Annotated in this window: 23 protein-coding genes; 10 read left to right on the forward strand and 13 right to left on the reverse strand. The window is 74.6% G+C overall.

Annotated elements, in window-relative coordinates; translation table 11 throughout:
* Positions 1–95: 95 nt before the first annotated feature.
* Together ACQP1P_RS18560 and ACQP1P_RS18565 are read left to right on the forward strand one after the other, a co-directional pair.
* A complete protein-coding gene (locus ACQP1P_RS18560) occupies positions 96–1,445 on the forward strand; it encodes an ATP-binding protein (protein WP_433087928.1) in 1,350 nt (449 codons plus the stop codon).
* Positions 1,442–1,573 carry a hypothetical protein gene (locus ACQP1P_RS18565; protein WP_433087929.1) on the forward strand — a complete coding sequence of 44 codons (132 nt, stop codon included), beginning with the start codon at positions 1,442–1,444 and terminating at the stop codon, positions 1,571–1,573. Before ACQP1P_RS18560 ends, ACQP1P_RS18565 begins: the two co-directional genes overlap by 4 nt.
* Positions 1,574–1,611: 38 nt before the next feature.
* Here ACQP1P_RS18565 and ACQP1P_RS18570 read toward each other — a convergent pair whose 3' ends face one another.
* Positions 1,612–2,289 (reverse strand): hypothetical protein, encoded by a 678-nt coding sequence (locus ACQP1P_RS18570; protein WP_433087930.1) that lies wholly within the window; start codon positions 2,287–2,289, stop codon positions 1,612–1,614.
* A 39-nt stretch (positions 2,290–2,328) separates the two neighbouring features.
* Positions 2,329–3,273 carry an Lrp/AsnC family transcriptional regulator gene (locus ACQP1P_RS18575; RefSeq protein WP_433087931.1) on the reverse strand — a complete coding sequence of 315 codons (945 nt, stop codon included), beginning with the start codon at positions 3,271–3,273 and terminating at the stop codon, positions 2,329–2,331.
* A 51-nt stretch (positions 3,274–3,324) separates the two neighbouring features.
* Here ACQP1P_RS18575 and ACQP1P_RS18580 point away from each other — a divergent pair, with 51 nt between their 5' ends.
* Positions 3,325–4,164 (forward strand): SDR family oxidoreductase, encoded by an 840-nt coding sequence (locus ACQP1P_RS18580; RefSeq protein ID WP_433087932.1) that lies wholly within the window; start codon positions 3,325–3,327, stop codon positions 4,162–4,164.
* On the opposite strand, the gene ACQP1P_RS18585 is transcribed toward ACQP1P_RS18580, so the two are convergent.
* Positions 4,161–4,757, reverse strand: a complete 597-nt coding sequence (locus tag ACQP1P_RS18585) for a hypothetical protein (protein WP_433087933.1) — start codon at positions 4,755–4,757, stop codon at positions 4,161–4,163. The two genes, ACQP1P_RS18580 and ACQP1P_RS18585, sit on opposite strands and share 4 nt — an antisense overlap.
* Before the next feature lie 20 nt (positions 4,758–4,777).
* Positions 4,778–5,551: a class I SAM-dependent methyltransferase gene (locus tag ACQP1P_RS18590; RefSeq protein WP_433087934.1), complete on the reverse strand. Its 774-nt coding sequence runs from the start codon at positions 5,549–5,551 to the stop codon at positions 4,778–4,780.
* Between the two features lie 53 nt (positions 5,552–5,604).
* Between ACQP1P_RS18590 and ACQP1P_RS18595 the strand changes: the two genes are divergently transcribed.
* Entirely contained in the window at positions 5,605–6,426 is an 822-nt protein-coding gene (locus ACQP1P_RS18595) for a hypothetical protein (RefSeq protein ID WP_433087935.1), read from the forward strand.
* A gap of 3 nt (positions 6,427–6,429) precedes the next feature.
* Here the strand turns inward: ACQP1P_RS18595 and ACQP1P_RS18600 are convergent, their stop codons facing one another.
* Positions 6,430–7,332 (reverse strand): EamA family transporter, encoded by a 903-nt coding sequence (locus ACQP1P_RS18600; protein WP_433087936.1) that lies wholly within the window; start codon positions 7,330–7,332, stop codon positions 6,430–6,432.
* 64 nt (positions 7,333–7,396) lie between these two features.
* Between ACQP1P_RS18600 and ACQP1P_RS18605 the strand changes: the two genes are divergently transcribed.
* The 3 genes from ACQP1P_RS18605 to ACQP1P_RS18615 all read left to right on the forward strand — a co-directional run bounded on the left by ACQP1P_RS18605 (position 7,397) and on the right by ACQP1P_RS18615 (position 12,034).
* Positions 7,397–8,251 (forward strand): LysR family transcriptional regulator, encoded by an 855-nt coding sequence (locus tag ACQP1P_RS18605; RefSeq protein ID WP_433087937.1) that lies wholly within the window; start codon positions 7,397–7,399, stop codon positions 8,249–8,251.
* 53 nt (positions 8,252–8,304) lie between these two features.
* On the forward strand, positions 8,305–8,889 hold the full coding sequence (locus tag ACQP1P_RS18610) for an FhaA domain-containing protein (RefSeq protein ID WP_433087938.1): 585 nt from the start codon (positions 8,305–8,307) through the stop codon (positions 8,887–8,889).
* Between the two features lie 97 nt (positions 8,890–8,986).
* Positions 8,987–12,034, forward strand: coding sequence for an NACHT domain-containing protein (locus ACQP1P_RS18615; protein WP_433087939.1), 3,048 nt, complete (start codon positions 8,987–8,989; stop codon positions 12,032–12,034).
* Here the strand turns inward: ACQP1P_RS18615 and ACQP1P_RS18620 are convergent.
* Genes ACQP1P_RS18620 through ACQP1P_RS18640 form a run of 5 tightly spaced genes read right to left on the reverse strand, consistent with a single transcriptional unit; the run spans position 12,008 to position 16,092 of the window.
* Positions 12,008–12,922, reverse strand: a complete 915-nt coding sequence (locus ACQP1P_RS18620) for a quinone oxidoreductase family protein (protein WP_433087940.1) — start codon at positions 12,920–12,922, stop codon at positions 12,008–12,010. The two genes, ACQP1P_RS18615 and ACQP1P_RS18620, sit on opposite strands and share 27 nt — an antisense overlap.
* A gap of 43 nt (positions 12,923–12,965) precedes the next feature.
* Positions 12,966–13,328, reverse strand: coding sequence for a hypothetical protein (locus tag ACQP1P_RS18625; RefSeq protein WP_433087941.1), 363 nt, complete (start codon positions 13,326–13,328; stop codon positions 12,966–12,968).
* Complete coding sequence (locus ACQP1P_RS18630; protein WP_433087942.1) at positions 13,325–14,188, reverse strand: extradiol ring-cleavage dioxygenase; 864 nt, start codon at positions 14,186–14,188, stop codon at positions 13,325–13,327. The genes ACQP1P_RS18625 and ACQP1P_RS18630 overlap by 4 nt, the downstream gene beginning before the upstream one ends.
* Before the next feature lie 15 nt (positions 14,189–14,203).
* Entirely contained in the window at positions 14,204–14,986 is a 783-nt protein-coding gene (locus ACQP1P_RS18635; RefSeq protein ID WP_433087943.1) for a citryl-CoA lyase, read from the reverse strand.
* Positions 14,971–16,092 carry a CaiB/BaiF CoA transferase family protein gene (locus ACQP1P_RS18640; protein WP_433087944.1) on the reverse strand — a complete coding sequence of 374 codons (1,122 nt, stop codon included), beginning with the start codon at positions 16,090–16,092 and terminating at the stop codon, positions 14,971–14,973. Before ACQP1P_RS18640 ends, ACQP1P_RS18635 begins: the two co-directional genes overlap by 16 nt.
* A gap of 127 nt (positions 16,093–16,219) precedes the next feature.
* Here ACQP1P_RS18640 and ACQP1P_RS18645 point away from each other — a divergent pair, with 127 nt between their 5' ends.
* Together ACQP1P_RS18645 and ACQP1P_RS18650 are read left to right on the forward strand one after the other, a co-directional pair.
* The gene (locus ACQP1P_RS18645) at positions 16,220–17,644 is read left to right on the forward strand and encodes an amidohydrolase family protein (protein WP_433087945.1); all 1,425 of its coding nucleotides are present in this window, start codon (positions 16,220–16,222) and stop codon (positions 17,642–17,644) included.
* 12 nt (positions 17,645–17,656) lie between these two features.
* On the forward strand, positions 17,657–18,460 hold the full coding sequence (locus tag ACQP1P_RS18650; RefSeq protein ID WP_433087946.1) for an IclR family transcriptional regulator domain-containing protein: 804 nt from the start codon (positions 17,657–17,659) through the stop codon (positions 18,458–18,460).
* Here ACQP1P_RS18650 and ACQP1P_RS18655 read toward each other — a convergent pair.
* The 3 genes from ACQP1P_RS18655 to ACQP1P_RS18665 form a co-directional block, all read right to left on the reverse strand.
* On the reverse strand, positions 18,444–19,268 hold the full coding sequence (locus ACQP1P_RS18655; RefSeq protein WP_433087947.1) for a ribokinase: 825 nt from the start codon (positions 19,266–19,268) through the stop codon (positions 18,444–18,446). The two genes, ACQP1P_RS18650 and ACQP1P_RS18655, sit on opposite strands and share 17 nt — an antisense overlap.
* Positions 19,269–19,322: 54 nt before the next feature.
* Positions 19,323–19,760, reverse strand: a complete 438-nt coding sequence (locus ACQP1P_RS18660) for a VOC family protein (RefSeq protein WP_433087948.1) — start codon at positions 19,758–19,760, stop codon at positions 19,323–19,325.
* Positions 19,761–19,934: 174 nt separating this feature from the next.
* Entirely contained in the window at positions 19,935–21,308 is a 1,374-nt protein-coding gene (locus ACQP1P_RS18665) for a dihydrolipoyl dehydrogenase family protein (RefSeq protein ID WP_433087949.1), read from the reverse strand.
* A 111-nt stretch (positions 21,309–21,419) separates the two neighbouring features.
* Between ACQP1P_RS18665 and ACQP1P_RS18670 the strand changes: the two genes are divergently transcribed.
* Entirely contained in the window at positions 21,420–21,752 is a 333-nt protein-coding gene (locus ACQP1P_RS18670) for a GlsB/YeaQ/YmgE family stress response membrane protein (protein WP_433087950.1), read from the forward strand.
* Position 21,753 lies beyond the last annotated feature (1 nt).

The raw sequence follows: 21,753 nt of genomic DNA on the forward strand, positions 1-21,753 counted from the left end.
CGCCCACAGGTCGAGCGATACGCGGCGGCAGGCGGGCAGCGCGGTGCGGGAGCCGATGCGCGGAGCCGTACGCGGCCCGGGGTAGCGTCGGGCGCGTGGCGGGGCTCGCGGGGCGGATTCGGCAGCGGCTCGGGGTGCGCATGCGCTCCGCGCTCGCCGCCTCCGTCGTCGTCGCCGTCGCGTCCGTGCTCACCGGCGTCGCGTTCGTCGTCGCCGCGCGGCTCATCCTCACCGGCAACGTCGACCAGGATACGAGCGACCGGGCCGCCCAGGTGGCCGGTGCGCTCGACGACGACGCCGCGCTCGCCGCCGTCATGCGGCCGTCGCTGCGGGACCGCACCGTCGTGCAGGTGCTCGGCGCCGACGGCCGGGTCCTGCGCGCCTCCGCGCTCATCGCCGGGGCCCAGCCGATCTCCTCGCTGCGCCCGCAGCCGGGGCAGACCAGGCGGGAGCAGCGCCGGCTGGCGGTGGCGCACGACGAGTACTTCCGGATCACCGCCCTCGGGGTCGACTCGGACGCGGGGCCGCGCACGGTGCTCGTGGGGCAGTCCATCGACGAGATCGACGACGGCACCGAGGCCGCGATCGGAGCCCTGGCCGTCGGGCTGCCGCTGCTGACGGTGATCGTGGGGGTCGCGACGTTCCTGTTCGTCGGGCGCTCCCTGCGGCCGGTCGACGCCATGCGGCGGCAGGCCGAGACGATCACGGGGCGGAACCTGCACACGCGGCTGCCCGTACCGCCGACCGGTGACGAGATCGCCGCGCTCGCCGCGACCATGAACGGGATGCTCGACCGCATCGAGTCCGCGACCGCGGCGCAGCGCCGGTTCGTGGCCGACGCCTCGCACGAGCTGCGCAGCCCGCTGTCCACCGTGCTCGCGGGCCTGGACCTGCTCGGGGACGGGCCGCACGTGGTGCGGATGCGGCGGGAGAGCGACCGGATGGCCCGGCTCATCTCCGACCTGCTGCTGCTGGCGCGGGTGGACGAGAAGGGGCTGCAGCTGCGGCGGGAGGACGTCGACCTCGACGATCTGGTCTACCTGGAGCGCGAGCGGCTCACCGCCGAGCGGCCCGGGCTGCGGGTCACCGCGCGCTCGGCCCCCGTGCGGGTGAGCGGCGACCCGCACCACCTGCAGCGCGTGCTGCGCAACCTGCTCGACAACGCGGCCCGGCACGCTCGGCGGGCGGTGGAGGTGACGGTGGAGGCTCGGGACGGTACCGCTGAAATCACGGTGTCCGACGACGGGCCGGGCATCGCCCCCGCGGACCGGGACCGGGTCTTCGACCGGTTCGTCCGCCTCGACGAGGACCGCTCGCGCACCGGCGGCGGGACCGGGCTCGGGCTGCCCATCGCCCGGGACATCGTGACCGCGCACGGGGGCACGCTGACGGTCGAGGAGTCCCCGGCCGGCGGGGCGCTGCTACGGCTGAGACTGCCGCGATGAGACTCGCGCCGTGCGCGGGCGATGAGCTGCCCGTCGCCCGGGACATCGTGACCGCGCACGGTGGCACGCTGACGGTCGGGGAGTCCCCGGCCGGCGGGGCGCTGCTACGGCTGAGACTGCCGCGATGAGACTCGCGCCGCGCGCGGGCGAGGTGAGAGCGCGTGTCCTAGAAGCCCATCACGGGCACGGCCTCCACGGCGCTCCACGCCAGGGCCCCCGCGGTGCACGCGGCGAGCGCGGCGATCCCGTAGAGCGGCCACGCCCGCGGCCCCCGGCGGCGGGCGAAGGACCAGGTGGCCACCGTGATGCCCGCCGCGGCCTGCAGCGCGCCCGAGGCCGGCCCGCCGCGGACCGCGCCGCCGGTGAACAGCGGCGCGGCGACGATCGCGATCCCGGCCCCGGCGAGCAGCCCGCACGCGATGCCGGCGGCGATCGCGGCGCGGCGGGCCCCGTCGGCGCGCACCGCGTGGGCGAGCGCGCCGAGCGGGGCGCCGCCGGCGACGGACAGCAGCATCCAGTAGCCGAAGGCGCGCAGCAGCGGCCCGAACTCCCCGCCCGGGCGCAGGCCGCCGGGCAGGTTGAGCCAGTAGTAGCAGCCGGTCGCGGTGCACAGCACGATGACCGCCGCGGCCGCCGCCCCGCGCCGCGTGCGGGCCGGGTACGCCGCGGCGAACGCGGCGCAGCCCCAGGCGAAGCCGGTGCTGGCCCCGAACTGCAGGACCGCGCGCAGGGTGCCGTCGACGAGATCGGCGCAGAAGGCGGCGATGCCGAGCGCCACGCCCGCGGTCAGCGGCCAGCCGATGCCGATCCGCTGCCGGGCGGACGCCCCGTGGGACTCCACCATGAAGCCATGATCCAGCCGAACGACGCGCGGCGTGGCCGCTTACAGGCTTTTGAGGGTCTGGATCACCGGGGCCGTCTCCAGGTGCTGGATCGGGGGCAGCGCGGCGACGCTCGTCGAGAGGTACCGGTAGAACGCCGCCGGATCCGGGCACAGCACCGCCGCGTAGAGGTTCGTCGCGCCCGTCGTGGCGCCCACGAACGCGGCCTCGGGGTGCGCGGCCAGGGCCGCACCCGCCTCGGCCAGGCGGTCGGGGGCGACCGACAGCCAGAGCATCGTCTGCATCGGCAGGCGCAGGGCGCGGTGGTCGATGTCGAGGTCGAAGTACAGCGCGCCGCACTCCCGCAGCTCCTGCACCCGGCGGCGTAGGGTGGTGTGCGGCCGGCCGGTGGCCGCGGCCAGCTCGGTGAACCCCGTCCGCCCGTCGGCGGCGAGGAGCTCCAGCAGCCTCCGGTCGTCGGCGGAGAGCTCGACCCGCGCGCCGGGCGGCGGCTCCGGCATCCGCAGCGCCGCGACCTGCCGCGGGTCGAGGGCGTCGATGAGGCTCTGGGGGCCGCCGAAGTACACGTGCAGCAGGCAGTTCGCGGTGACCCCGGTGACGTTGGGCGTCTTCGGCAGCCGCTCGAGTAGCAGCGCCCCGGAGTCGCGCTCGGACGCCGCGCGGACCACGCCCACGATCTCGGTGCCGCCCGAGGTCAGCTTCACCCACGACGTGTCCGGCCGCCGCGCGAGCGCCCGGCCGACGGTGACCGCCACGCTCGGCACGCACTGGATGCGCACGAACCACGACACCTCGCCGACCCGCTCCGGGTCGGTCCGCCCGGTGACGCGCACGCGCCTCTCGGCCCGCATCCGCGCGAACCGCCGCGCGACGGTCTGGTCGGAGACCCCGAGCACCTCGCCGAGGCGCGTGAACGACGCCCGCCCGTCCAGCTGCAGCGCGTGGAGAATGAGCAGATCGAGCTCGTCGAGGTCGGATTTCGCCATGTGAACCCCGCTGACGTGGTACGGCGCCGAAGCCGCGCCACGATCGTACCCATGACGACCTTGGTGATCGGCGCCCGGGGCTCCATCGGCCGCCACGTGCTCGACCAGCTCCACACCGCCGGCGATCCCGTCCGCGCCGGCGTGCGCCACCTGTCCACGGCCGGCGAGCTTCCGGCCGGTGTACCGGTCGTGCGAGCCGACCTCACCCGCCCCGAGACGCTGGGGCCCGCGCTGGACGGGGTGCGCCGGGTCTTCGTCTACGCCCTGCCCGCGGACCCGGCCCCCTTCGCCGCCGCGGTGGCCGCGGCCGGCGTCGAACACGTGGTCCTGCTCTCCTCGGGCAGCGTGCTGCTGCCCTGGACCGCGACCAACGCCATCGCGCGGGAGCACCGCGAGGTCGAGGCGGCCCTGCCCGGCTGCGTGCCGATCCGCCCGCTGGTGCTCGCGAACAATGCCCTGGCCTGGGCGCGCTCGATCCGCGCGGAGGGCGTCGTGCGCGTGGCGCACCCGGCCGCGGCGACGGCCCCGATCCACGAGCGCGACATCGCCGCGGTCGCCGTCGCGGCCCTGCGCGACCCGTCCACGCCCGGCGTGAGCGACCTGCTCACCGGCCCGGACGCGCTGACCCGGCACGAGCAGGTCCGCGCGATCGCCGCCGCCGCCGGCCGCCCGATCCGCATCGAGGAGCTGACCCCGGCCGCGGCGCGGGCGGCGTTCGCGGCCTTCACGGACGCCGCGACGGCCGCGGCGATCCTCGAGTTCGTGCGGCACGCCCTGGAGCCGGGCGGCTCGCCGGTGACCGGCACCTTCACGCGCGTGACGGGGCGCCGCCCGGCGTCGTTCGCCCAGTGGGCGCGCGACCACGCGGCCGAGTTCCAGGGCGGAGTCTAGGATTCCTCGCGCCGCTGCACCGCCAGCTGCACGGTCTCCAGCGCCCGCACGGACTCGACGGCGAGCGGTTCGAGCTCGCCGAGGCCCGGCACGGCGTGCATGGCGGGCGCGAGGTCGGCCAGCAGCCGCGCCGTGTCCAGCGCCAGGTGCGCCGCCTCCGTCGGGTCGTCGTCGCCGAGGCGGGCCTTGATCTCGCCGCCGAGGCTCGACAGCGTGGACTCGTCGATCTCGGGTGGGAGGCATGCGGCGAGCGCCGGCGGGTCCGGGGTGTGGACGCGGCGCTGACGCAGGGCGGCGACGAGCGGGAGGCGGTCGCCGTAGCGGTCCAGCAGCCCCACGAGCTCGAGCGCCCGGGTCACGAGCCGGGGCCGGCCGGGGAACTGGTCGAGCCAGGCGAGCAGCGCCTCGTCGCCGCCGACGTGCTCCATGATGTGCTGCAGGCAGGAGGCGATGGGCGTGCACGGCGGCTCGGACTGCCCGACGAAGTATGCCACCTGCCCGGCGAGCGCCGCCTCGTCGGCGGCGTCCAGCCGCCCGGCCCTGAACCTTCCGGCCGCACCCAGGTCGAGGCCGCCTACGGGAAAGGTCGTCACGGGCGGTGCGCTACCCGCCGTCAGACCGGCGAAACCGTGCGGCCGAGGACCGTCCACGCCATCGCGGTGACCTCGATCGGGCCGCTCGCGGGCAGCAGCGTCGCGCAGCGCTCGCGCAGGGCCTCGCGGCGCGGCGCGTCCAGCGTGCGCACGTAGTCGCCGGCCGGCCCGACACCGAGCGTGAACGGCTCCCACCACGCGTCGAAGCCGGCGAAGGTCGTGCGCACCGTCAGCTCGGCCGGTTCGAGGTCCCGCAGGCCGGCCGCGCCGAAGAGCTCGGCCAGGTGGCCCTCGCGCGCCCCGGCGAGGCCGGACTCGTCGCGGGCGGCCGGGTCGAGCTCCAGCGCGGCGCGCCAGAACACGGCCAGCGGGCCGGCGCCGCCGGCGTGGTCCCAGACGCACGCGGCCACCAGGCCGCCGGGCCGGGTGACGCGGGCCATCTCGCGCAGCCCGGCGACGGGGTCGGCCATGAAGTGCACGACGAGCTGGGCGAGCGCGAGGTCGAAGGTTCCGTCGGCGAAGGGCAGCCGCTCCGCCGCCCCGCGGCGCACATCGGCGTCGGGGAAGCGCTCGCGGGCCGTGGCCACGAACGACTCGGACGGATCGACGGCGGAGACGGACGCGGCCCCGAGCCGCTGGACGAGCTCGGCCGTGAGCGCCCCGGTGCCGCAGCCGACATCGAGCGCGCGCTGCCCCGCCGAGACGCCGGCAAGGTCGGCGAACCGTGTCGCGAGGGGGACCGAGTACCGCCCCATGAACCGCCCGTAGGCGTCCGCCTGCACCTCGAAGCTCACTCCGGCGATGCTAGACCTGCATCTCGAGGGCCCGCAGTGGGCAAGATGGACGTATGCCCCTGCAGCGTTTGTCGCACGTCGTCGACCTCGCCCTGTCCGCCGCGGGCACGGCCGCCGGGACCGCCGCGGCCGTCGTCGCGCTGCCCGGGCGGGTGGTGCGCCTGGTCGGCGGCGCCGAACTGCTCCTGGCCCGCGCCACCGCGACCCTCGACGCGGCCGACGAGGCGATCGGTCGGGTCCGGCAGATCGCCGCGAGCGCCGATGCCCTGGTCGCGCAGGCGGGGCGGACGGCCGCGGGCGCCGATGCCCTGGTCGCGCAGGCGGGGCGGACGGCCGTGAGCGCCGACGCCCTCGTCAAGCAGGCCGGTGAGACGGCCGCCAGCGCCGACGCGATCGTCGTGCAGGCCGCCGAGACGGCCGCGAGCGCCGGCGCCCTCGTCAAGCAGGCCGGTCAGACGGCCACGAGCGCCGACGCGATCGTCGCGCAGGCGGAGCAGACGGCCACGAACGCGGACGCCGTCGTCGCCCAGGCCGCGCGGGCGGCGGACACCGCGCAGGAGCTGCTCGGCGCCTACGAGCCGGCGCTGCGCCGGTTCGTCGAGAACCTCTCGCCCGAGGAGGTCGACGCGGCGATCCGCATGGTCGACGACCTGCCGCGGCTCGCCCATCACCTCAACACGGACATCCTGCCGATCCTCGCCACCCTCGACCGGGTCGGCCCCGACATCCACGAGCTGCTCAACGTCACCCGCGACCTGCGCCAGGCGATCGTCGGCATCCCCGGCTTCGCCATGTTCCGCCGGCGGGGCGAGCGGCACGAGCACGAGATCGAGGAGCACCACGACCACGGGCGCGAGGACGGCGACGAGCGCTGAGGGCTACAGGGCGATCCCGGGCCCGGCGACGGCGGTCGCGCGCGCCGATGCCGCGCGGGCGCCGGCGACCGCCACGGCCGCCATGTTCGTGCCCACCACGATCACGATGCCGGCCCAGACGTGCGCGGCGGGGACCTGGCCCAGGATCGCCGCGCCCGCGAGCGCCGCGAACACCGGGTGCACGCTCTGCAACAGCCCGAAGAAGCGCGGCGGCACGCGGCGCAGGGCGATGACGTCCGCGGCGTACGGCACGACCGAGCACAGCACGCCGGCGCCGAGCGCGTAGAGCAGCCCGGCCGCGGTGCAGCGCCCCTGCACGGTCAGCGCGACGGCGACCGGCAGGTAGAGCACCGCCGCGACCGCCGTGCCCACCGCGGGGCCCTGCAGGCCGGGCAGGCGCGCGCCGACGAGCCGGTTGAGCAGGATGTACGCGGCCCAGCACGCCCCGGCGAGCAGGCCCAGGCCGAGCCCGGCCAGGTCGGTGCTCGGGCCGGGCAGGACGAGCACGTACACGCCGATCCCCGCGACGACGGCGCACACCAGGTCGACCGGCGTGCGCGAGCCGCACAGCGCGACCGCGAGGGGGCCGAGGAACTCCAGGGTGACCGCGAGCCCGAGGCCGATGCGGTCGACCGCGGTGTACAGGCTGATGTTCATCGTCGCGAAGACCAGCCCGAGCAGCAGCGCCGGCCACCACTGCGACCAGGTCAATCGCCGCAGGTCGGGCCGGGCCACGGGCAGCAGCACCGCGGCCGCCACGAGCTGACGGACCGCGACGACGCCCGCGGGCCCGATCGCGGGGAAGGCGCGCGCGCCGAGGGCCGCGCCCGCCTGGTTGCCGGCCGCGCTGGCGAACATGGTCGCGAGGGCGCCGCCGGTGCCGAGGTTCAGCCTGCTCACGACCATGATTGTGGGCCGGGGGAGCGGGGCCGCGGAAATGCGTGCGCTGCGCCATTCATACGCTGTACGCATGGATCTGGAGCTGCGGCAGCTGCGCGCGTTCGTCGCCGTCGTCGAGACCGGCACCTTCACCGACGCGGCCGGGGCGCTCGGGCTGTCGCAGGCGGCGGTGTCGCGGTCCGTGGCCGCGCTCGAAGCGGCGCTCGGCACGCGGCTGCTGCACCGCACGACCCGGCACGTGCGCCTGACCGCGACGGGCACCCAGGTGCTGAGCCGCGCCCGGGCGGTGCTGGACGAGGTCGCGCACCTGCGGCGGGTCGTCGAGCGTTCGCGCACCGAGCTGCGGGTGGGCTACGCCTGGGCGGCGATGGGCCGGCACACGCGCCGCATCCAGCGGGCCTGGTCCGGGCTCCACCCGGCGGTGCCGCTGGTGTTCGTCCAGCACAACAGCCTCGCCGCCGGGCTGACCGACGGTACCGCCGACGTCGCCGTGCTCCGCCGCGCGCTGGAGGATCCGCGGTTCGCGACGGCCGGGGTCGGATTCGAGCACCGCTGCGCGGCCGTGGCCACGGAGCACACCCTCGCGCGCAAGCGCACGGTGCGCCTGGCCGACCTGACGCGGTACACGATGGCGATCGACGATCGGACGGGCACCACGAGTCTCGGCCTCTGGCCGGCGGGCGCGGGGCCGGCGTCGGTGCGCCCGACGCGGGGCACGGACGAGTGGCTCACCCTCATCGCGGCGAACCAGGCCGTCGGCGTGACGTCGGAGGCGACGGCGCACCAGAACCCGCGCCCGGGGGTGGCCTACCGCCGGATGAGCGACGCGCCGCCGATCGAGGTCCGGCTGGCCTGGTGGCGCGACGACCCGCCCGCACACCTCGACGACCTGATCGCGCTGACCCGCGACGCCTATGGATCGTGAGCATCGACTCCTGTCGACCATGCGGATTTGTGTGCTCGGGTACGCTGCCCGGCATGAGTCTGCCGCAGCGGACGGCGATCCTGGAGGCGATGCACCGCGAGGCGGAGGTCGGCGACAAGACGCTGGCGCCCAACAGCTACCTCGTGCTCGTCTCGCCCGGCGACCACCCGCGGCTGGTGCCGCTGGCCGGGCCGCTGGCTCGGGCGCAGGCCGAGTTCCTGGCCGAGCAGCGCTGGGGCGTCGCCGACGAGGTGGTCGTGGAGCTGCAGCCCGACGACACCGTCCCGCCGGGCTCGTTCAAGATCATCGCTGACGTCCGCAAGGCCCGGACCCGCCGCGAGGACGAGGCCGGGCGCGGGGTCACGCTGCTCATCGACGACGGCCGGCGGTACACCGTCCAGGCCGGCGAGACCGTCATCGGCCGCGGCCGCCAGGTCGACCTGCGCGTGCGCGACGAGGGCGTCTCGCGGCGGCACGCGGCGCTGCGGTACGACGGCAGGACGGTGGTGCTGACGGACCTCGGCTCGACGAACGGCACGCTGCTCAACGACCGCCCGGTGACCGGGCCCGTGGCCGTGAACCCCGGCGACGTGATCACCCTCGGCGGCGTGACCCTGACCGTCCAGGGCGTGCGCTGACCCACCGCCCAACCGGGTCCACAGTGGACGCGTGGTCCGGCGATTCCGACCGGCAGGCCCATGGAGTCCGGCTCCCGGGCCGCTAGGATCGAGCGGCATGACCCGGTCCGCGGACACCCTGGGCGATGCGCGCGAGATCCTGCTGGGGAAGCGTTCGGCGACGATCAAGATACTCGACAAGCTGCTCGGTGCCGGGATCCTCGCCGCCGGGCCGATCGGTCTGGCGACGGGCCAGCCGTGGCTGCTCGCGGCGTGGGGCTGGATCGACCAGAAGAACGAGCTCGTCGACCGGATGGACGATCTGGTGCGCAAGGGCCGCGCGAAGCTGCGCAAGTCCTCCGGCCGGCAGCGGCACGAACTGCTCGCGGCCACGCACGCGGCCCTGACGGTGGGCGCGTTCTTCGCCGCGCTGCGCGACGTGCTCGGCCCCATGTACGACGAGCTGGAGCTGACCGGGGCCGACATCGAGCGCCTGAGCGCGAGCTCGACCCATCACGGGCAGCTGCGGCGCGCGGTCGACGGGTTGTTGTGGACGCGCATCGACCTGCCGTGGTCCGGTCGCGGCTTCGAGGCGAACCTGGAAGGCGGGATCAGGCCGTACTACGTGGACCTGGCCGGCCGGTGCCGCACGTTCTTCGCCGGGCTCCGGGCATTCTCCCCGGGAAGCGGTTCGACCATCACGGGGGACATCGTCGAACGCGCGGTCCGGCGATACCGCGCCGACTACCTCGGCCTCGCCGCGGAGGTGCCGGAGCTGCGGATCTGGGCCGAGTTCGGCGAGCATCTCGCCGAACAGAACGCCCTGCGGCGGATCGAGGAGCTGACCCGGTTCCTCGCCGCCCCGGCCAAGGCCGCCCGGCCGGCGCTGCGCGGCCTCCATCGCGCCGTGCTCGCCGCCCCCATCGTCGATCTCGAGGAGGCGACGGGCGACATCACGGCCGTGCGGGTGCCGAGCGTCGAGCGCGGGTACATCGAGCCGCAGTTCCGCTGGGCGGTCATGGGCCCGGCGTCGCTCCCCGCCCACGAGGACTGGTGGAGCCGGCAGCCCTTGGGGTCCGACCTCGCCGGATTCGTCGCGGCCCACGTCGTGTCGCCCGCCGCCGCCGAGCGGCCGATGGTCGTGCTCGGCCACCCGGGCAGCGGCAAGAGCCTGTTCACGAAGGTCTGCGCGGCGCGGCTCGACGCGTTCGTGACCGTCCGGGTGCCGCTGCGGGACGTTCCCGACCCGACGGCCGGGGTGTACCGCCAGATCGACGACGTCCTGCGCGAGGCCACCCACGACCAGGCGGAGTGGCGGACGCTGTGCGAGTCCGGCGGCCCCGCGGTGCGGGTCGTGCTGATCGACGGCCTCGACGAGCTGATGCAGGCCACCGGGGCCACGGAGTCGCGCTACCTGCGCAACGTGATGGACTTCCAGCGCACCGAGGCGGCCGTCGACGGCCCGGTCGCCGTCATCGTCACCTCCCGCACGCTCGTCGCCGACCTGGCCGCGATCCCGGAGGGCTGCCTCGTGGTGCGGCTGGAGGAGTTCACCGACGAGCAGATCGACGCCTGGGCCGAGCGGTGGGCCGAGGCGAACGAGCCCGGCGTCGCGGCCGGTCAGGTGCGCCCGGTCGCGGCCGACGCGCTGCGGGGCTACGGCGACCTGGCCCGGCAGCCGCTGTTGCTGCTGCTCCTGGCGATCGTGGCCGCCGAGCGGGAGCTGCCTGCCGACGGTACGTCCGCCGGGCTCTACCGCATGCTCCTCGACGACTACATCCGCCGCGAGCTGGCCCGGCCCGACAACCAGGCCTCCGGCCTCGCCGAGGACGAACGACGGGAGGCGGAGCTGTGGAAGCTCGGCCTGGTCGCCTTCGGCATGCTCAACCGCGGCCGCCAGCACCTCTCCGAGCGCGACCTCGAGGCCGACCTGCTGGCCCTTCCGGGCCCGATCCCGGTCACCGGGGTCCAGCGGCGCGACCTGGGCCGCTCCCTCGATCCGGCGCGCCGCATCATCGGCCGGTTCTTCTTCGTCGTCGCGGCCGAGGCCGACGGCGGCGCCGGCGGCCGCAGCTACGAGTTCCTGCACGCCACGTTCGGTGACTATCTCGTCGCCTTCCATACGTTCGAGCTGCTGCGGGACGCGGCCGCCGCCCGCTCGCTGCGCACGGCGTCGCAGTCCTGGGACGACGACCTGCTCTTCGCGCTGCTGTCCCAGCGGCTGCTGGCGGGATTCGGCTCCCGCGCCCTCGACCTCTTCGCCGAGCAGGCCCGCGGGGACGCGGCCGTCGCCGGCGTGCTGGAGCACATCGCGACCATCGTGCAGGACCGCTGGGGCCCGGGCCGCCACGCCGCCTATGCCCCGTCGGGCCGGGTGGCCGTCCAGCGCATCGCGACCTACGCGGCCAACATCGTGTCCCTGCGGCTGGCCATGGCCGACGAGCCGGTGGAGGTGGTCCGTCTGTGCCCGCCGCACGCCGACGTCCGCCTGTCGTGGGCCAACCAGGTCCGCCTGTGGGACGCCGTGCTGAAGCCCTCCGCCGGATGGGGCGCGTTCATCAGCGCGCTGCGGGTGGTGGACGGCGACCGGCCGACGGCGGCGTGGCGCTCGTCCGCCGGCTACTGGGAGGACATGGTGGAGATCGCGGCTCTGGCCGAGGCCCGGGCGATGCAGCTCGCCGTGGGGCGCACCGTGCTGTTCGACAGCGCGAACCCCATGGACCAGCCCGGCCCGGCGATGGCCCGCGCTCTGACGGAGTTGCTGCTGTGCGGTTACGCCTCCCCGGAAAGCCTCGCGATCCTCACCGACGTGAGCCGCATTCCCGGCGCGCTGCACGGCCTCGCGCTGAGTGCGGCGGCCCGGCACGGCGCGAGTCTCGACGCCGCGACGGCCAACGAGGTCCTGAACCTTCGCGGCAAGCGCATGGACGAGGCCGTCGCGATGCTGGCGATGCGGCACGCGATCCAGGTCAAGCGGATCTTCTCGGACGAGTTCTGGGATGTCATGGTCCGTCTGGAGGCCGTGCTCGACGGAGGGTACGCGGGCAAGATCCGCCAGACCCCTGAGGGCCGGGCGATGCGCGCGCTGCCGCCCGAGCTCGCCCGCAAGCTCATCCCGGAGCTGGCGGCCTCGCTGCTGTCAGCGCGGGAGCAGGACCAGGCGTGAGGAGGCCGAGCCCGTGGACTGGGCCTGCCAGGCGGTAGGGGCGTCGGAGAGGGGGACGGCCTCGTAGGAGACGCTCAGGCGGCCCGCCGCGGCGTGGGCCGCGATCGTGCGCATGGTCTCCGCCCGCTCCGGCTTCGTCAGGGAGTTGTTCGTGTAGCCCAGAATCCGCAGCGAGCCGCTGCGCAGGGTGGCCGAGTCGAAGGGCGCCGTCGGGGCGGCCGAGCCGCCCAGGTTGACCAGGCGGCCGCCCGGGCGCAGCACCTGCAGCGCCGCCGCGGCCGGCACGCCGAACAGCGGGTCCAGCACCAGGTCGAGCGGGCCGTCCAGCGCCGGGCGCAGCCGTGCGGCCAGGCCGGGCACGGTGTCGTCGTCGAGCAGGGGCACCACGGCGTCCGCGCCCAGGGCGGCGGCGCGGGATCGGGCCTGCGAGGAGCGGCAGGCCGCCACCACCCGGCGGGCGCCGAGCAGGCGGGCGATCTGGATCGCCGCCTGCCCGACGATGCCGCCGCCGCCCAGGACCAGCACCTGCTCGCCGGTGCGCAGGTCGCCGCACGAGGTGAGGGACTGCCACGCCGCGACGGCGGACAGGCCCAGTGCGGCGACCAGCGCGGGGTCGGCGCCCGGGGGCAGTTCGACGATGTCCGCCGGGGGCACGTGGCAGTACTGCGCCATGCTCCCGTCGCCGGGGCGCATGCCGGCGTCGGTGGCGAACCACACGGGCGTGCCGTCGGGCAGCGCTCCGACGCCCTGGACCCCGGGGACGTACGGGACCGGCGGGGCGCCGAAGTACGAGGTCCCGGTCGCGCACAGCACGTCCAGCGGCGTGATCGGCGCGGCGGTCACGGCGATCCGGACACCGCCGGACGGCGAGGGTTCGTGCGCGGCCACGACCGGCGGTTGTCCACATCGGACGATCAGGGCGGCCCGCATGTCAGGTCGCGATGTCCGGGTACGGCAGGTCGAAGTGCGCCAGCCGCAGCGCGTACTCCTTCTGGAACCCCAGCGGCTCGGGGTGGTCGCGCTCGAACATCGCGATGAACAGCGTCAGCGTCAGGAAGGGGTGCGCGCCGAGCTCGAACAGCGCCACGTAGTCGTGGCCGGCCAGCGCGGCCCGCTCCCGCGCCGAGAAGGCCTGCCACGTCGAGGCCTCACCGGTGTGGCAGTTCAGCAGCGCGTTGGCCATGTTGGCCTCCCACCACGCGACCGTCTCGGCGGGCTCGGCCCGGTAGCGCTCGACCAGCTCCGGGTCGCGGTCCACGGTGAAGAGGAACTTGTCCAGCAGGTACTTGCTCATGCCGGCACCCCCGACGGGTACCAGGTGAAGTACGCCTCCATGGTGTGGAACAGGTCGTAGGTGTCGACGTAGTCGGCCTTCCGGCCGGCCCCGGCGACGCCCATCATGAGCATGAAGTCCATGAACCCGTGCGTGGCGTTGCCCGGCGCGTGCAGGCTGTCCAGCGTCACCTCCGACAGGCACCCGTCGAGGTCGCCGTTGGCGATCCACTCCACGGCGCGGGCGTCGAACTCGGGGTCCGGGCCGTGCGGGCCGAACTGGCGCGGGCCGCCCAGCTCCAGCGACAGGTGCCCGGTGCCGATGACGGCCACCCGCAGGTCGCTCGGCCAGGCCTCGACGAGCTCGCGGATCGTCTGGCCGAGCTGGACGAAGCGCTTCGGCCGGGGCAGCGGCGGGGCGAAGATGTTCGTGTAGACCGGCACGATCGGCAGGTCGGCCTCGGGCCGCAGGGTGATGATCGGGCAGGTGATGCTGTGGTCGATGCGCAGCTCGTTGCTGAACGCGAGGTCGAAGCCCGCGTCGAGGCCCTCCCGCAGCATGTACGCCGAAAGGTCCTCCTGCCCCGCGAGGCGCATCCGCGGCAGGCCGAACTCGCGCTCCTCGTTGTACCAGTTGGCGTCGAAGAACGGCGCCTTGCCGATGAGGAACTGCGGCATGTTGTCCAGCCACAGCTGGTGGAAGTGGTCCGAGCCGACCATCACCAGCACGTCCGGGCGGGCCTTGGTGAGCGTCTCCCGGAAGCGCAGGATCTTCGCCACCCACTCGTCGGCGAACGGCGGCCGGTCCTCGCCGGTGGCCGTGCTGGCCTTGTAGTAGAAGGGGTGGTGCGTCGAGGCGATCACCGCGACGATCTGGGCCACGGCGACTCCTTCCTTCTAGGCGGTGTACCGCGCGTTGCGGTCGACGGTCTTGTAGATCTCCAGGCCGAGGTTCGTGCGCCGCTCCTCGGCCAGGTGCCCGAGCAGGCCGGCCGCGCGGGCCAGCAGCGCGAACCCGCGCAGCATCTCCACCGGCAGGCCGAGGTCGGCGAGCGCGGCCCCGCAGACGCCGGCGCCGTTGAGCGGCAGGGTGCGGCCGAGGACCGCGGGGTGGACGCGCCCGATGGCCTCGAAGAGGCGCAGGTGCGGGCCGCGCAGGCCCTCGGCCTCGGCGATGCCGATGAGCACGGGGGTGCGCGGGTCCTGGACCTTGTGCACGGGGTGGCCGAGGCCGGGCACGAACCGGCCGGCCGCGCGCTGGTCCCGGACCGCCCGCTCGGCGAGTGCGTCCCAGTCCGCGTCGGTCGCGGGGAGGTCGCCCTGCGCGTGCAGGACGCCGGCCAGGAACCGGCCGCAGTCCTCGGTGACGCCCAGGAACCGGGACCCGCCGCCCAGCAGGCCCGCGGCCAGGGCGCCCTGGAGGGCCTCCGGGGCGCTGGCGTAGGTGACGCGCGCGGCGATCGCGGTGGGCGTGAACCCGTGGTCGGCCAGGGCGACGAGCACCGCCTCGAACACCCGCGTCTCGCCGGGTGCGGGGCGGCGCCCGGCCACCAGCCAGAAGGCCAGCTCGCCGAAGCCGACCTTGCCCATCAGGTCGGCCGCGAGGTCCTGGCCCAGCAGCCGGATCTGGTCGGCGTCGGACGTGCCGATGCCGGTGGGGAAGCTCAGCTCTTCAGCCATTGGCGGATCTCCTCGCCGTGCTCGTCCAGGGACGGGGGTGGCAGCTCGTAGCGCGGCGGTGTCGCCGAGAAGGTGATCGGGTTGCGCACGCCGGGGATGCCGCCGGTGACCACGACGGGGTCGAGCCCGAGGTTCTCGGCGTAGGCGACGCCGCCGTCGATCGTGTTGATCGGCGCGCACGGCACCCCGGCCGCGGTCAGCACGGTGAACCACTCGTCCTTGCCCTTGGCGGCGAGCGCCTCGACGAGCAGCGGGCGCAGGGCCTCGCGGTTGGCGGTGCGGTCCTGGTTGTGCGCGAACCGCGGGTCGTCGAGCAGGTGCCGCAGGCCGAGGACGCCGCACAGCTTGGCGAACTGCGGGTCGTTGCCCGCGATCACGATGAGCTCGCCGTCGGCGGTGGGCAGCGGCTCGTACGGGAACAGGCTCGGATGCGCGTTGCCCATCCGGAACGGCACCGTGCCGCCGGCGACGTAGCCGCTGCTGTGGTTCACCAGGCCCGACAGGGCCGAGGAGAGCAGGTTGACCTCGACGTGCTGGCCACGCCCGCTGCCGGCCCGGTGGTGCAGTGCGGCGAGGATGCCCAGGCCCGCGTGCATCCCGGCCATCACGTCGAACACGGAGATGCCGGCTCGAAACGGTGGGCCGTCGGCGTCGCCGGTCAGGCTCATGAGGCCCGAGATGGCCTGGACCATGAGGTCGTAGCCCGGCAGCGACGCCCCGGCCGCGGTGCCGAAGCCGGAGATGGACGCGTAGACGAGCTTCTCGTTGCGCGCGGCGAGGGTCTCGTAGTCCAGCCCGAACCGCTCGAGGCCGCCGGGCTTGAAGTTCTCGATGAGCACGTCGGCGCGCCCGGCGAGAGCCTGCGCGGCCGCGAGGTCGTCCGGATCGCGGAAGTCCAGCGCAATCGACCGCTTGTTGCGGTTGATGCCGAGATAGTAGGTGGAGAGGCCGTCGCGGACCGGGGGCATCCAGGTGCGGGTGTCGTCCCCGCCCGGTCCCTCCACCTTGATGACGTCGGCGCCGAGATCGGCCAGCAGCATCGTCGCGTACGGCCCCGCGAGGATCCGCGAGAAGTCCGCGACGAGCAGCCCGTCCAGTGGTCCCACGCTGCCTCCGTCCGCTCTACGGACAACCGTCCGCAACTCGTTGACACGGTACATCACCGCGAACAGAATGTCGCTACCCAACCAATCTGCCCGCCAGGCGGACGGACGTCCGAGATTGGAGCCCGCGATGGGCGCAGTCATCTTCCGCAACGCACTGGTCCTCACCATGGACGACACCCACACCGTGCTCCCGGGCACCGACGTCCTGATCGTCGGCGAGCGCATCGCCGAGATCGGCGTCGGCCTCACCGCCCCGCCCGGCACGCAGGAGATCGACGCGTCCGGCGGCATCCTCATGCCGGGCATGGTCGACACGCACCGCCACATGTGGCAGACCGCGATGCGCGGCTACGGCGCGGACTGGACCCTGACCCAATACTTCGTCTGGTACTACCTGGAGTCCGGCAAGCACTTCCGCCCCCAGGACATCTACGCCGGCAACGTGCTCGCGGCCTGGGAGGCCCTCGACGCCGGCGTCACCACGACCGTCGACTGGTCGCACGGCCTGCAGAGCACCCAGCACGCCGACGCGGCCGTCGACGCCCTGGAGTCGGTGCCGGGCCGGTTCGTGCTCGCGTACGGCAACATCCAGCAGGGCCCGTGGGAGTGGTCGGCCGCGCCCGAGTTCCGCGACTTCGTCAGCCGCCGCATCACCGGCTCGGACCGGCTGGGCTTCCAGATGGCCTTCGACGTCACCGGCGACCCCGCGTTCCCGGAGAAGGCCGCGTTCGAGGTGGCCCGCGACCTCGGCGTGCCCGTCACCACCCACGCGGGCGTGTGGGGTGCGACCAACGACGACGGCATCCGGCTCATGCACGAGCACGGGTTCATGACGCCGGAAACGGTCTACGTGCACGCGGCGACGCTCACGCACGACTCGTACCACCGCATCGCCGCGACCGGGGGCAGCGTCTCGGTGTCGACCGAGAGCGAGCAGAGCGCCGGGCAGGGCTACCCGCCCACCTGGATCCTGCGCGAGCACGACATCCCCGTGTCGCTGTCGATGGACACCAGCGTGTGGTGGAGCGGCGACCTGTTCTCCGCCATGCGCACGACCCTCGGCGCCGACCGGTCCCGCGAGCACCTCGTGGCCCACGACCGCGCCGAGACCGTCACCCACGTGCACCTGCGCGCCGAACAGGTCGTGGACTGGGCGACCCGGGGCGGCAGCCGGGCCCTCGGCCTCGACGACCGGATCGGCAGCATCCAGACCGGCAAGAAGGCGGATGTCGTACTGCTCAAGAACGACGCCAGCCCCGTCATGTTCCCGATCCTCAACCCGTACGGCCACGTCGCCTTCCAGGCCCAGCGCGGCGACGTGCACACCGTCGTGGTCGACGGCCGCGTGGTGAAGCACGAGCACCGCCTCGTCGGGGCCGACCTCGCCAAGGCCCGCGCCGACGTCGAGGCGACCGTCGAGCACCTCATCGCCACCATGGGCCGCGACGCGTGGGAGCGGGGCATGAACCCCGACATCCCGGAAACCAAGGTGATGGACAATCCATACACGTACACCGACTACGACGCCGGCTCGGCGCAGTGGAAGCAATAGGGAAGGTTCTTCATGCCACGCGAAGCGGGACCGGACTTCATCGAGGCTCTCGCGCGCGGTCTGGACGTGGTGCGCTGCTTCCGGCCGGGCCGGCCGGTGATGACCCTCAGCGAGGTCGCCACCGCCACCGGCCTGGCCCGCCCCACCGTCCGGCGAATCCTGCTCACGCTGGAGGAGCTCGGCTACGTCCGCTCGTCGGGTGAGCGCGGCTTCGCGCTCACCCCCCGGGTGCTGGAGCTCGGCATGGCCTACGTCAACGCGCTGTCCGTGTGGGACGTGGCCCGCCCGCACATGGAGCGCCTGGTCGCCGCCACGGGGGAGTCGACGTCCCTGGCCCAGCTCGACGGGTCCGACATCGTGTACGTGGCGCGGGTGGCGGTACCGAAGATCGTCACCCTCGCCGTCACCATCGGCACCCGCTTCCCCGCCCCGGCGACCTCGATGGGCAAGGTCCTCCTGGCCGCCCTCACCCCCGACGAGCTGACCGCCCTGCTGGCCCAGCCGACCCGCTCGGGCATCGACGCGCGCTGGCACCCGCCGCGCGAGGAGCTCGACGCGGCCCTGCGCGAGGTCCGCACGAAGGGCTGGGCGCTCGCGGACCAGGACCTCGCGCCCGGCATCCGCTCGGTCGCCACGGGCCTGCGCAACGGCGAGGGGCGCGTGGTCGCGGCCATGAACGTGACCGTCCACGCCGCCGAGACGAGCGTCGAGCACCTGCTGGAGCACCACCTGCCGCTGCTGCTGCGCGCCGCGGCCGACATCAGCCACGACTGGTCGCTGCTCGACACCGTCCCGCTCGCTACCGCAGCGCGCTGAGCTCCGCGGCGGTGGGCAGCGCGGTTCGCGCGCCGACGGCCGTTGTGGCCAGGGCGCCCGCGGCGCAGGCCAGGCGGGCGGCCTCGTCGAGGTCGTGGCCCGCGTCCAGGGCCCACGCCAGCGCCCCGCAGAAGGCGTCGCCCGCGCCCGTGGTGTCCACCGTGGCCACGCGGTGGCCCGGGACGTCGACGGTGCCCGACGCGCGGTGGATGCGGCACCCGGCCGCGCCGAGCGTGACGACCACGGCCTTCGCGCCCCCGGCCAGCAACGAAGCGGGGGAGCCGAGCACGGCCAGCTCGTGCTCGTTCGGCACCAGCACGTCCACGAGCGAGAGCAGTTCGGGCGGCAGCGGTACCGCCGGTGCCGGGTTGAGCACGAACGTCCATCCGCTCCGGGCCGCCGCCAGCACCGCGTCCAGCGGCACCTCGAGGCTGGCCAGCAGCACCCCCTCGCCGGTCAGGGCGGGCACGTCGGCGGGGGAGAGGTTCGCGTTCGCGCCGGGCACGACGGTGATGGCGTTCTCGCCGGTGTCGTCGACGAGCACGACCGCGAGGCCCGTCGGGGCGGTGTCGTGCACCACGCCGGACAGGTCCACACCGGACAGCGAGGCGGCGTCGAAGTCGGGCCCTACGCGGGCGATCAGGCGGCACGAACCGCCGAGCCTTGCGACCGCCGCGGCCTGGTTGCCGCCCTTGCCCCCGTGGCCCGTCGACGAGCCGGTCGCGACGACGGTCGAGCCGGGCGCGGCGATCCGGGGCACCCGCACCACGAGGTCGGCATTGACCGCCCCGATCACCACGACGCTCATGGCATCGAATCGTACGGGAGCGCGGTCCGCGGGCCGGGGCGCCGCGAGCCGAAGTCAGCGGCCGGGCGCCCGGACCCTCACCTCCTGCAGGAACCAGCCGTTGCCGTCCGGGTCGCTGAAGGCGGCGAAGGAGCCGTAGTCGCCGCGGGCCGGATGCGGACCGGGCACCCGGCCCTCGGTGCCGGCGTGGTGGAAGACCCCGCCGGCGTCGTGGAACGGCTCGCTGACGTCCACGCCGCGCTCGGCGAGCTCGGCCCGGGCCTTCTCGATGTCCTTCACGACGAGGTGCAGCCCCTGCGCGGAGCCGGGCGCGGCGGTGGTGAGACGGTCCCCGAAGATGATCGAGGCCTCCGATCCCGGCGGCGTCAGCTGTACCACCCGCAGCCCGTCGGGCGCCGGGAAGTCGGCATCGAGCCGCCACCCCAGCCCGGTGTAGAACGCCTTGGCCCGGTCGACGTCGGCGACCGGGAGCACCACTACCTCGAGTTTCATGTCCACGCGGCCACGATCCCGCGCCGGGGGTGCCCGCGCCGCGTGGACGGTCGCGGGCTCGCCCCGCAACTCCCCCCGGGGCTGGGCCCTGTCCGGCCGGCCACGCCCGGCCTGCGACGGGCGCCGACGAGGTCTGGACCCCGTCCCGGCCCGCCGCGATCGACCGGACCGAGCCTAGAGGCCGAGCTCGTTGAAGAGGTACAGCCAGATCTCGCTGCGCGTCGGGAACGCGGGGACGGCGTGGCGCAGGCGGCCGAGCGGCACCTCGCCCACCACGGCGATCGTCGCCGCGTGCAGGAAGTCCGCGACCTCCGAGCCGGTGATCGTGGCGCCGACGATGACCTGGCGCTCCTCGTCGATCACGAACCGGCTCGTGCCGCGGGCGCCGTTGCCGTAGTAGGAGCCGCCCGCGTTGCCCGACGTCGGCAGGTCGACCACGCGCACGGTGATCCCGGCGGCGCGGGCCGACTCGGCGGTGTGCCCGACCGCGGCCACCTGCGGGTCGGTGAAGATGACGCGCGGGGCGCCGCTGCCGTCGGCCAGGTGGTTCGCGGCCATCGGCCGGCCGAGGATGTGCCCGGACGCCAGCGCGGCCTGGTACTTCGCCATGTGCGTGAACAGCGCCCGGCCGTTGAGGTCGCCGACGACGTACAGCCAGTCGTGGCCCGGCACCCGGGTGTGCTCGTCGACGGTGACGTACCCGTTCTCGGCGAGCCCCACCGAGGCGAGCCCGAGCCCGCTCGTCTCCGGCACCCGCCCGGTCGCCACGAGCAGCTCGTCGCCGGTCGCGGTGCTGCCGTCGCCGAGGGTCACCACGACCGTCTCGCCGTCACGGCGTACCGCGGTCGCCTTCTGCGCGGTGCGGATGTCCACGCCCTGTTCCCGCAGCGACGCGGTGACCTGCTCGCACGCGAACTCCTCCTCACGGGGCAGCAGCCGCCGCTCGCCCTCGATGAGCGTCACCTTCGAGCCCAGGGAGGCGTACGCCTGGGAGAGCTCCGCCCCGACCACCCCGCCGCCGAGCACCACCAGCCGGCCCGGCAGCGTCTTGGCCGTCGTGGCCTCCCGGTTGGTCCACGGCCGGGCCTCGGCGAGCCCCTCGATCGGCGGCATCGCCGGCGCGGTCCCGCCCGCGAGGATCACCGCCCGGCGCGCGAGGAGCGCGGCGTCGCCGACGACCACCCGCCGCTCCCCATCGAGGCGCCCCCGCCCGCGGAACAGGGTGATGCCGCGCTCCTGCAGCCACGGCAGCTGCCCGGCGTCGTCGAGGTTGCCGATGAGCTCGTCGCGGCGGCGCAGCACCGCGGAGGCGTCCAGCGGCCCGGTGACCGCCTCCCGCACGCCCGGCACGCGGCGCACCTCGGCCAGCAGCTCGCCCGGGCGCAGCAAAGCCTTCGACGGGATGCACGCCCAGTACGAGCACTCCCCGCCGACCTTGCGGTCCTCGACGATCGCCACGTCCAGCCCGGCCTCGGCGAGCCGCCCGGCCGCGACCTCGCCGCCGGGTCCCGCTCCCACGACCACGACGTCGAAGCTGTGTTCCTGCATCAGGGTTCCCTTCGCGTTCGCCTCCTCGGTATCTCGACCGTACGCGCAGGGGTTGCGGGGTTGCGCCGGGGCGGAACAATGCGGGTGTCGGTTCTTACAGGGAGGCACCCGGTGCACGTTCAGGACTATCTGTCCGCCATCGTCTTCGGCGCCGTCATCGGCGTCGTGGCGCGCATCATCCTGCCCGGCCGCCAGTCCATCGGCATCATCCTGACCACCCTGATCGGCATGGGCGCCGCGGTGGCCGGCACATGGGCCGCGGACCGGTGGGACCTGCACAGCGACAAGCACTTCACGGTCGCCGGGCACAACTACGACTGGCTGGTCGTCGGTGTCCAGGTCGGCATCGCCGTCGTCGGTGTCGGCATCGCCGCCGCGCTGACCAGCGTCTTCCGCTCGGACGACCGGCACCACCACCACGACCGCTACGACTACGACCGGTAGC

It is taken from the genome of Dactylosporangium sp. CA-052675 (assembly GCF_050947935.1).
Classification (GTDB): Bacteria; Actinomycetota; Actinomycetes; order Mycobacteriales; family Micromonosporaceae; genus Dactylosporangium.

Bases quoted from the DNA above. Each gene is read 5' to 3' on its own strand.
- ACQP1P_RS18565 (WP_433087929.1), top strand. From the start codon at position 1,442: ATGAGACTCGCGCCGTGCGCGGGCGATGAGCTGCCCGTCGCCCGGGAC.
- ACQP1P_RS18570 (WP_433087930.1), bottom strand. From the start codon at position 2,289: ATGGTGGAGTCCCACGGGGCGTCCGCCCGGCAGCGGATCGGCATCGGC.
- ACQP1P_RS18575 (WP_433087931.1), bottom strand. From the start codon at position 3,273: ATGGCGAAATCCGACCTCGACGAGCTCGATCTGCTCATTCTCCACGCG.
- ACQP1P_RS18580 (WP_433087932.1), top strand. From the start codon at position 3,325: ATGACGACCTTGGTGATCGGCGCCCGGGGCTCCATCGGCCGCCACGTG.
- ACQP1P_RS18595 (WP_433087935.1), top strand. From the start codon at position 5,605: ATGCCCCTGCAGCGTTTGTCGCACGTCGTCGACCTCGCCCTGTCCGCC.
- ACQP1P_RS18600 (WP_433087936.1), bottom strand. From the start codon at position 7,332: ATGGTCGTGAGCAGGCTGAACCTCGGCACCGGCGGCGCCCTCGCGACC.
- ACQP1P_RS18605 (WP_433087937.1), top strand. From the start codon at position 7,397: ATGGATCTGGAGCTGCGGCAGCTGCGCGCGTTCGTCGCCGTCGTCGAG.
- ACQP1P_RS18610 (WP_433087938.1), top strand. From the start codon at position 8,305: ATGAGTCTGCCGCAGCGGACGGCGATCCTGGAGGCGATGCACCGCGAG.
- ACQP1P_RS18615 (WP_433087939.1), top strand. From the start codon at position 8,987: ATGACCCGGTCCGCGGACACCCTGGGCGATGCGCGCGAGATCCTGCTG.
- ACQP1P_RS18625 (WP_433087941.1), bottom strand. From the start codon at position 13,328: ATGAGCAAGTACCTGCTGGACAAGTTCCTCTTCACCGTGGACCGCGAC.
- ACQP1P_RS18635 (WP_433087943.1), bottom strand. From the start codon at position 14,986: ATGGCTGAAGAGCTGAGCTTCCCCACCGGCATCGGCACGTCCGACGCC.
- ACQP1P_RS18645 (WP_433087945.1), top strand. From the start codon at position 16,220: ATGGGCGCAGTCATCTTCCGCAACGCACTGGTCCTCACCATGGACGAC.
- ACQP1P_RS18650 (WP_433087946.1), top strand. From the start codon at position 17,657: ATGCCACGCGAAGCGGGACCGGACTTCATCGAGGCTCTCGCGCGCGGT.
- ACQP1P_RS18655 (WP_433087947.1), bottom strand. From the start codon at position 19,268: ATGAGCGTCGTGGTGATCGGGGCGGTCAATGCCGACCTCGTGGTGCGG.
- ACQP1P_RS18660 (WP_433087948.1), bottom strand. From the start codon at position 19,760: ATGAAACTCGAGGTAGTGGTGCTCCCGGTCGCCGACGTCGACCGGGCC.
- ACQP1P_RS18665 (WP_433087949.1), bottom strand. From the start codon at position 21,308: ATGCAGGAACACAGCTTCGACGTCGTGGTCGTGGGAGCGGGACCCGGC.